8 protein-coding genes are annotated in these 8,332 nt (G+C 71.3%); 6 read left to right on the forward strand and 2 right to left on the reverse strand.

The annotated features are described in order from the left end of the window. The first annotated feature begins 6 nt into the window (after window positions 1-6). The 6 genes from CA983_RS36750 (at window position 7) to CA983_RS36775 (ending at window position 7,223) form a co-directional block, all read left to right on the forward strand. Complete coding sequence (locus tag CA983_RS36750) at window positions 7-495, forward strand: ATP-binding protein (RefSeq protein WP_086605079.1); 489 nt, start codon at window positions 7-9, stop codon at window positions 493-495. A 28-nt stretch (window positions 496-523) separates the two neighbouring features. Then, window positions 524-1,069: a hypothetical protein gene (locus CA983_RS36755; protein WP_086605073.1), complete on the forward strand. Its 546-nt coding sequence runs from the start codon at window positions 524-526 to the stop codon at window positions 1,067-1,069. Window positions 1,070-1,232: 163 nt separating this feature from the next. Then, a complete protein-coding gene (locus CA983_RS36760; RefSeq protein ID WP_208637116.1) occupies window positions 1,233-3,968 on the forward strand; it encodes a SpoIIE family protein phosphatase in 2,736 nt (911 codons plus the stop codon). A 167-nt stretch (window positions 3,969-4,135) separates the two neighbouring features. Then, complete coding sequence (locus CA983_RS36765) at window positions 4,136-5,500, forward strand: FAD-dependent oxidoreductase (RefSeq protein WP_086605074.1); 1,365 nt, start codon at window positions 4,136-4,138, stop codon at window positions 5,498-5,500. A gap of 143 nt (window positions 5,501-5,643) precedes the next feature. Then, the gene (locus tag CA983_RS36770) at window positions 5,644-6,138 is read left to right on the forward strand and encodes a lamin tail domain-containing protein (RefSeq protein ID WP_086605075.1); all 495 of its coding nucleotides are present in this window, start codon (window positions 5,644-5,646) and stop codon (window positions 6,136-6,138) included. A gap of 107 nt (window positions 6,139-6,245) precedes the next feature. Further along, window positions 6,246-7,223, forward strand: a complete 978-nt coding sequence (locus CA983_RS36775; protein ID WP_086605076.1) for an alpha/beta fold hydrolase — start codon at window positions 6,246-6,248, stop codon at window positions 7,221-7,223. Window positions 7,224-7,293: 70 nt separating this feature from the next. Here CA983_RS36775 and CA983_RS36780 read toward each other — a convergent pair whose 3' ends face one another. Both CA983_RS36780 and CA983_RS36785 read right to left on the reverse strand, forming a co-directional pair. Beyond that, on the reverse strand, window positions 7,294-7,668 hold the full coding sequence (locus tag CA983_RS36780; RefSeq protein ID WP_086605077.1) for a hypothetical protein: 375 nt from the start codon (window positions 7,666-7,668) through the stop codon (window positions 7,294-7,296). An 87-nt stretch (window positions 7,669-7,755) separates the two neighbouring features. Further along, entirely contained in the window at window positions 7,756-8,277 is a 522-nt protein-coding gene (locus CA983_RS36785; protein ID WP_086605078.1) for a roadblock/LC7 domain-containing protein, read from the reverse strand. Window positions 8,278-8,332 lie beyond the last annotated feature (55 nt).

Genomic DNA, 8,332 nt, shown 5'->3' on the forward strand with positions numbered 1-8,332 from the left:
CCCGCGGTGACGTCGTACGAGGCGACGCCGTACGGGGCCTCGCCCCCGATGCCGGAGACGATGGCGCAGCCCTCCGGTGCCCTGTCCGCCTCGGCCACCCTGCGCGTCGAGTGCAGCGGGGAGGGGTTCACGCGCGTCCGGTCCTTCACCCGCGACACGCTGCGTGTCTGGTCGCTCGGCCACCGCTACGACGACACCACGCTCGTCGTCACCGAGCTGGCCGCCAACGCCGCGACGCACGCGGCACCGGCGGCGGGTGCGCCGGGTGCGCCGGAGATCCGGCTCGGATTCGTCCTGGACTCCACCCACCTGCTGGTCACCGTCTCCGACCCCGACGACCATCCGCCCGTGTACGCGCCCGCCGGCTCCGCCTTGGAGGAGCACGGCAGAGGCCTGTGCCTCGTCGCCGCCCTGTCCGAGGAATGGGGCTGGACCCCCTGCCCTCCGACGGGCAAGACGGTCTGGGCCAGGTTGTCGACCTGTCCACCCATCTGACACGACTGCCGCGGAAAGGCCCCATGCCATGCGCAGCGCTTCGACGGAACACCCGAGCAGCGAGCGCCCACAGCGCCCCGACGCCCCGTCCGGGGTGGCCAGGAACACGCCGCTCACGGCCCTGGACCGCGTGCCCTGGGGCGACATCCAGGACTCCACCGGTTCGGCGGCCGCCATTCCCCTCCTTCTCAACGGCATCGCCTGGGGAGACGCCGACACCGCCCGCTCCGCTCTCGAGGACCTGCGGAAGCGGATCTGCCAGTTCGGCTTCGTCGTGGAACAGGCGACGGCCGCCACGGTCCCCTTCCTGTGGGAGCTGGCCAAGCTGCCCCAGGTGACCTGCCGGGCCCAGATCATCCGGCTGCTCAAGAACATCGCCGACGCCCGGCAGTGGGAGAGCACCGCGGCCGTCTATCCGAAGCTGCTGAACCGCCGGGAGAACCCGGTGGTGTGGGAGCGTGCGGCGCGCCAGGCGGTGCGGGCCCGGCGCGGTGAGCTCAGCCGGCTGATGGCGGACGAGGACACGGAGATCGCCCGGGCCACGACCGAGCTCGCCCGCTCCCTGGCCACCTGAGGCCACGGGACTTCCCGGAGGGTGCGCGGACCGTGCGCGCACCGGGCCGGATGCGGTGCACGCGTGTCCCGGGCGCCGGGAGACGTGACGATACGGTGAGGGCCCCCTGTCACCATGGGTGATGCCCCTCGCCTCGCGCGGCCGGGCAGTGTAGACATGGCACATGGTCCGACTCTTGGGTCGATCCGGGACTCGATCGCCCCTGCGGCCCGGCGCTGCGCCGTCCGAACGGCAGCGGCGGGAGGCGGGCCCGTCACGGTGGCATCCGGTGGCGGGGCTGCGGTCGGTGCTGGGCGGACGCAGTGTCGCCCGCCAGGTGTTCCTGCTCGTCGTGGTGATCGTGCTGCTGCTGGTGGTGGCGGCCGTGGTGGCGCTGGTGCTGCAAGTGCGGCACGACACGACCCAGGAGGCCCGCAACCGTTCGCTCGCCGTCGCGGAGACCTTCGCCAACGCGCCCGGCATGATCGAGGCGCTGGAGAGTCCCGACCCCACGGCGGTGCTCCAGCCGCGTGCCGAGGCCGCCCGTGAACAGTCGAAGGTCGACTTCATCGTCGTCATGAACACCGACGGGATCCGTTACACCCACCCCAAGCCGGACCGCATCGGGAAGAAGTTCGTCGGGACGCTCGAGCCCGCGCTGGCCGGGAGGCCGGTGACCGAGCAGATCACCGGCACGATCGGCCCCCTCGTGCAGGCCGTGGTGCCGGTGAAAGCTCCGGACGGCGAGGTCGTCGGCCTGGTGTCGGCCGGGATCACCACCGCCAACGTCGGTGGCACCGCTGACCGTCAGCTGCCGCTAGTACTGTCCGCCGCAGCGGTGGCGCTCATCCTGGCGACGGCGGGCGCCGCGCTGGTGAGCAGGCGGCTGATGCGCCAGACCCACGGGCTCGGGCCGCACGAGATGACCCGGATGTACGAACACCACGACGCCGTGCTGCACGCCGTGCGCGAGGGCGTGCTCATCGTCGACGACGGGGGCATCCTGCTGCTCGCCAACGACGAGGCGCACCGTCTGCTCGGGCTGCCCGCCGACGCCGAGGGCCGGCACGTGCTCAGCCTGGGTCTCGACCCGGGCACCGCCGAGCTGCTGGCCTCCGGGCGCGTCGCCACGGACGAGGTGCACCGCGTCGGGGACCGACTCCTCGCCGTGAACCAGCGCACCACGAACCGCGCGGGCGTCCCGCCCGGCAGTGTCGCCACGCTCCGCGACTCCACGGAGCTGCGTGCCCTCTCCGGCCGGGCCGAGACCGCGCGGGAACGGCTCAACATGCTGTACGACGCCGGGGTGGGCATCGGGACGAGCCTGGACGTGACCCGTACGGCCGAGGAGCTGACCGAGCTGGCGGTGCCCCGGTTCGCCGACTTCGCCACCGTGGACCTGTTCGACTCGGTGCTGGGCGGCGGGCAGCCGGACGCGGCGGCCGCGCTCAGCCGTGCGGCGCTGAGCGGGATCCGCAAGGACGCTCCCCTCTATCCCGTCGGCGAGCGGATCAGGTTCGTCGAGTCCTCTCCGCAGGGCCGCAGTCTCGGTACCGGCCGGCCCGTCCTGGAAGCCCGGCTGGGCAAGGCCCCCGGCTGGCAGGCACAGGACCTCGAACGCTCCGCGCAGATCGTGGAGTACGGCATCCACTCCCTGATCACCGTGCCGCTGCGGGCCGGCTCCCTGGTGCTGGGCGTGGTCAGCTTCTGGCGCTACGAGAAGCCGGAGCCCTTCGACACGGACGAGCTGGCCCTGGCGGAGGAGCTGGTCGCGCGGGCCGCCGTCTCCATCGACAACGCGCGCCGCTACACCCGCGAGCACAGCATGGCGGTGACGCTCCAGCGCAGCCTGCTCCCCCGGAACCTGCCCGAGCAGGACGCCCTGGAGATCGCCTACCGTTATCTGCCCGCGCAGGCCGGGGTGGGCGGCGACTGGTTCGACGTGCTGCCGCTGTCGGGGGCCCGGGTCGCGCTCGTGGTCGGAGACGTCGTCGGGCACGGGCTGCACGCCGCGGCCACCATGGGACGGCTGCGCACCGCCGTGCACAACTTCTCCGCGCTCGACCTCCCGCCCGACGAACTCATCGCCCTGCTGGACGAGCTGGTCGGCCGCATCGACCAGGACGAGACGGAGGAGGACGGCAGCGCCCCGGTCACCGGCGCGACCTGTCTGTACGCCGTGTACGACCCGGTCACCCGGCGCTGCACCCTCGCACGGGCCGGGCATCCCCCGCCGGCGCTGATCCATCCCGACGGCACGGTCGAGTTCCCCGACGTGCCCGCCGGTCCCCCGCTCGGGCTCGGCGGTCTGCCGTTCGAGACGGCGGAGCTGGAGCTGGCGGAGGGCAGCCGGCTCGTGCTCTACACCGATGGGCTGGTCGAGGACCGGGAGCGGGACATCGACGTCGGTCTCGACATGCTGCGGGAGGCGCTGAGCCGGGCGGGCCAGTCTCCCGAGGACACCTGCCGGGTGGTGCTCGACTCGCAGCTCACGGCCCGTTCCAGCGACGACATCGCCCTGCTCGTCGCGCGCACCCGGGCGCTCGCCGCCGACCAGGTCGCGGAGTGGCCGGTGCCGGCCGACCCGGCGGCCGTGGGTGAGGTGCGGGCGGCCGTCTCCCGGCAGCTGGCCGAGTGGGGACTGGACGAGCTGACGTTCACCACGGAACTGATCCTGAGCGAGCTGGTCACCAACGCGCTCCGGTACGGCGGCGGCCCCATCCACGTCCGGGTGCTGCGCGACCGCAACCTGATCTGCGAGGTGTTCGACAGCAGCAGCACATCGCCGCATCTGCGGTACGCGACGATGACGGACGAGGGCGGGCGGGGGCTGTTCCTGGTCGCGCAGCTCGCCGAGCGCTGGGGGACGCGCTATCTGCCCGCCGGGAAGGTGATCTGGGCGGAGCAGCCGTTGCCGTGAGCGGTCCTCGGCGCCGAGCCGCCGGGCGGCGTCGCCATAAGCCCCTCTACGGGCAGTCATAAAGTCGGCTTATGAGCTCATAGACCGGACCCGCGTACCAACTTAGGCATGCCTCAGTTTAGGCTTCACGGCGAGATCGCTTGTCGCCGCTCGAAGGGAACCTGACCATGCCCCGCCCCCTGCGGGTAGCCATCGTCGGATCCGGCCCCGCCGGGATCTACGCCGCCGACGCCCTGCTCAAGTCCGAGGTGGCCGCCGAACCCGGCGTGTCCATCGACATCTTCGAGCGCATGCCGGCGCCGTTCGGCCTGATCCGCTACGGCGTCGCGCCCGACCACCCGCGGATCAAGGGCATCATCACGGCCCTGCACCAGGTCCTCGACAAGCCCCAGATCCGGCTCTTCGGCAACGTGGACTACGGCACCGACATCGGCCTGGACGACCTGCGCGCGTTCTACGACGGCGTGATCTTCGCCACCGGCGCGATGGCCGACCGGTCGATGTCCATCCCGGGCATCGACCTCGACGGCTCGTACGGTGCCGCGGACTTCGTCTCCTGGTACGACGGTCACCCGGACGTGGCGCGCACCTGGCCGCTGGAGGCGGAGAAGGTCGCCGTGCTCGGCGTCGGCAACGTCGCGCTCGACGTCGCACGCGTCCTGGCGAAGACGGCGGACGAGCTGCTCCCGACGGAGATCCCGGCGAACGTCTACGAGGGTCTGAAGGCCAACCGGGCCAAGGAGATCCACGTGTTCGGCCGTCGTGGCCCGGCACAGGCGAAGTTCAGCCCGATGGAGCTGCGGGAGCTGGACCACTCCCCCACCATCGAGGTCATCGTCGACCCCGAGGACATCGACTACGACGAGGGCTCGATCGCGACCCGGCGCGGCAACAAGCAGGCCGACATGGTCGCCAAGACCCTGGAGAACTGGGCGATCCGCGACGCCGGCGACCGGCCCCACAAGCTCTTCCTGCACTTCTTCGAGTCGCCGGTCGAGATCCTCGGCGAGGACGGCAAGGTCGTCGGACTGCGCACCGAGCGCACGGAACTCGACGGCACGGGCAACGTCAAGGGCACGAGCACGTTCAAGACCTGGGACGTCGGCGCGGTCTACCGTGCGGTGGGCTACCTGTCCGACAAACTCCCCAAGCTGCCCTGGGACATCGACTCCGGCACCGTCCCCGACGAGGGCGGACGGGTCATGCAGGAGACCGGCGAACACCTGCAGTCCACGTACGTCACCGGCTGGATCCGGCGCGGCCCCGTGGGCCTCATCGGCCACACCAAGGGCGACGCGAACGAGACGGTGGCCAACCTGCTGGACGACTACGCGAACGGCCGGCTCCACACGCCCGCCATCCCCGCCCCCGAGGCCCTGGACGCGTTCCTCGCCGAGCGGAACATCCGCTTCACCACCTGGGACGGCTGGTACAAGCTGGACGCCGCCGAGAAGGCGCTGGGCGAGCCCGAGGGGCGCGAGCGCGTGAAGATCGTCGAGCGTGACGACATGCTGCGGGCGAGCGGCGCCTGACGTCCGACACACCCTGCGGGCGGGTCCGGTGGCAATGCCACCGGACCCGCCCTTATGCGTGCTTGAACCGTGTACGATCCGGATGCTTCACCAAACCATCACATGGCCTTCATCAGAGGGCCACGCAGGGGGGACGAACGTCCATGCGTATACGCCTTGTCACCACCACCGCCGTCGCCGCCGGAGCCCTGGCTGCCCTGACGGCCGTGCCGGCCCAGGCCGCCGAGTACAACTCCGCGCTGAAGATCCGCGGGATCCAGTACGACGCTCCCGGGAGGGACTCCAACAACTGCTCGACGGGGAACACCGACGAGGAGTACCTGGCGATCAAGAACTACTCGCGGTCGACGACCGTGAACCTCAAGGGCTACGTCGTCAAGGACGCCGCGGGGAACAAGTTCACCTTCACCGCGAGCCACACCCTTCAGCCGGGTGACTACGTGAAGCTGCGCGGCGGCAACGGGACCGACTCCGACGCGAAGAACGTCGTCTACCGCGACAACTGCAACTTCATGTGGAACAACGACAAGGACACGATCTACGTGTACAAGCCGTCCGGCAGCCGTGCCGACGTGCACTCGTACACCAAGAGCGGATCCGACAAGGACGGCAACGGGTACATCACGTACCACGGCTGAGCCACGGTTGAGCCTTTTGCCGAACCGGCAACGGGCTTCGCGTGCGTCGCGGCGGACGCCGGATGATCGGTGGACCGAGCACCTTTCTCCGGACCGCAGGAGGATCCATGTCGCAGACGTCCACCGGCGACCGCACGCACCGCCTCGTTCCCTCACCGGCCGGCCGCGTCCACCTCGTCGAACAGGGTGACGGGCCGCTGGTAATGCTGCTCCACGGATTCCCCGAATCCTGGTACGCGTGGCGTCATCAGCTGCCGGCTCTGGCCGCCGCGGGCTATCGCGCGGTGGCCGTCGACGTCCGCGGCTACGGGCGTTCGTCCCGGCCGGCGGCGGTGGACGCGTACCGGATGACCGAGCTGGTGGAGGACAACGTCGCCGTGGTGGAGGCGCTGGGCGAGCGGTCCGCGGTGGTCGTCGGGCACGACTGGGGAGCGACGATCGCCGCGACGTCCGCGCTGCTCCGGCCCGAGGTGTTCCGCGCGGTGGGGCTGCTGAGCGTGCCCTACACGCCGCCCGGCGGCCCCAGGCCCGGTGAGGTCTTCGCGCGGATGGGCGGCGAGGAGGAGTTCTACGTCTCCTACTTCCAGGAACCCGGCCGGGCTGAAGCGGAGATAGAGCCCGACGTGCGCGGCTGGCTCGCGGGGTTCTACGCCGCCCTGTCCGCCGGCACGATGCCCGAAGCCGACCCGCATTTCGTCGCCCGCGGAGGGATGCTGCGCGACCGGTTCCCCGTCGGCCGGCTGCCGCACTGGCTGAGCGAGGCCGACCTGGACCTCTTCGCCGGGGAGTTCGAACGCACCGGAATGACCGGCGCCCTGAACCGCTACCGGAACATGGACCGGGACTGGCAGGACCTGGCGGACTTCGCCGGCGCCCCCGTCACGCAGCCGTCGCTGTTCATCGGCGGCGCCTTGGACGCGTCCACGACCTGGCTGGCCGCCGCGATCGAGGCGTACCCGGCGACCCTGCCCGGACTGACGGCTTCTCACATCCTCGACGGCTGCGGGCACTTCCTCCAGCAGGAACGCCCCGCGGAGACCAACCGTCTCCTGACCGACTGGCTCGCCGGTCTCCCCACGGCCTAGGTGCGGGCGGGGCCGGTGAGCGCCCTCCGCGACGTGTCCGTGGCGGAGGGCTCCCGTCCGTGGTGCCGGCTCAGACCTCCAGGTCGTTCTCGATCCGGCGGAGCTGGTGGCGGGCCATCGCCAGGTTCGCGCGGCTCGCGTCGAGCACGAGGTACAGGAACAGTCCGCTGCCTCCGCGTCCCCTGAGCAGGCGGATGAGGTGGTACTGGGAGTTCAGGGTGATCAGGATGTCCTCGATCTCCTCCTTCAGGCCCAGGAGTTCCATGGTGCGCAGCTTGGCCCGTACGACATCGGTGTTGCCGGCGGCGGCGACTTCCAGGTTGAAGTCCTTGCTGCCGCCGAGGGTGCCGAGCGCCATGCCGCTGGTGTAGTCGACGAGTGCCACGGCCGTCGCTCCGTCGATGGAGCTCAGGCATTCCTTCAGCGCGGTCTCGGTGTTGGCCATGCGGACGGTTCCTTTCGTTCGGTGTCTCTTCGTTCGTGTTTCTTCGGTCGGTCGGGAGGTTCAGGAGGTCCGGGAGGTGCGGAAGGTTCAGATGCCGGTCTGCGGGCGCGGCTGGTGGGTGGGCCGCTGCGGGGTGCGTACCGGGAGCGTGCCGATGGGGCGGGCCGTGGCCGGGGGCGCCGCCGCGAGGTGCTCTGCGGGCGCGGGCCGGTCGGCGTGGCGGCCGGTGCCCGGTCCGACGTGCGTGGCCACCAGGTCCGCGATCCGGGCGCCGCCGCGCCGGCCCTCCAGGTGGAGGCGGCCGACGTTGACGCGGTCCTCGGCGAGGAGGGTCAGGACGGCGGTCGCCCCGGCCGCGTAGGTGGCGACGTAGCCTCCGGAGCCGCGCACCAGCAGCTCGCGGAAGTCGCCCCGGGCCGCGGCGTCGGTCATGCGGTGGGCGACGCCGAGGGCGGCGGCGGTGAGCGCCGCGAGCCCCTCCGGCTCGGTGTCCGGGACGTCGTGGGCGAGGACGAGTCCGTCGACGGTGGCCGCGAGCGAACCGGTCAGCCGGGGTATGCGAGTGCGGAGCCGACGCAGTTCGTCGAGGACGTCGGTCTCGACGGCCATGAGCAGTCTCCTTTCGGCACGCTGTCGTCGCGCGCGGATCACAGTGCCTCCAAGG

Source organism: Streptomyces swartbergensis (assembly GCF_002148965.1).
GTDB lineage: Bacteria > Actinomycetota > Actinomycetes > Streptomycetales > Streptomycetaceae > Streptomyces > Streptomyces swartbergensis.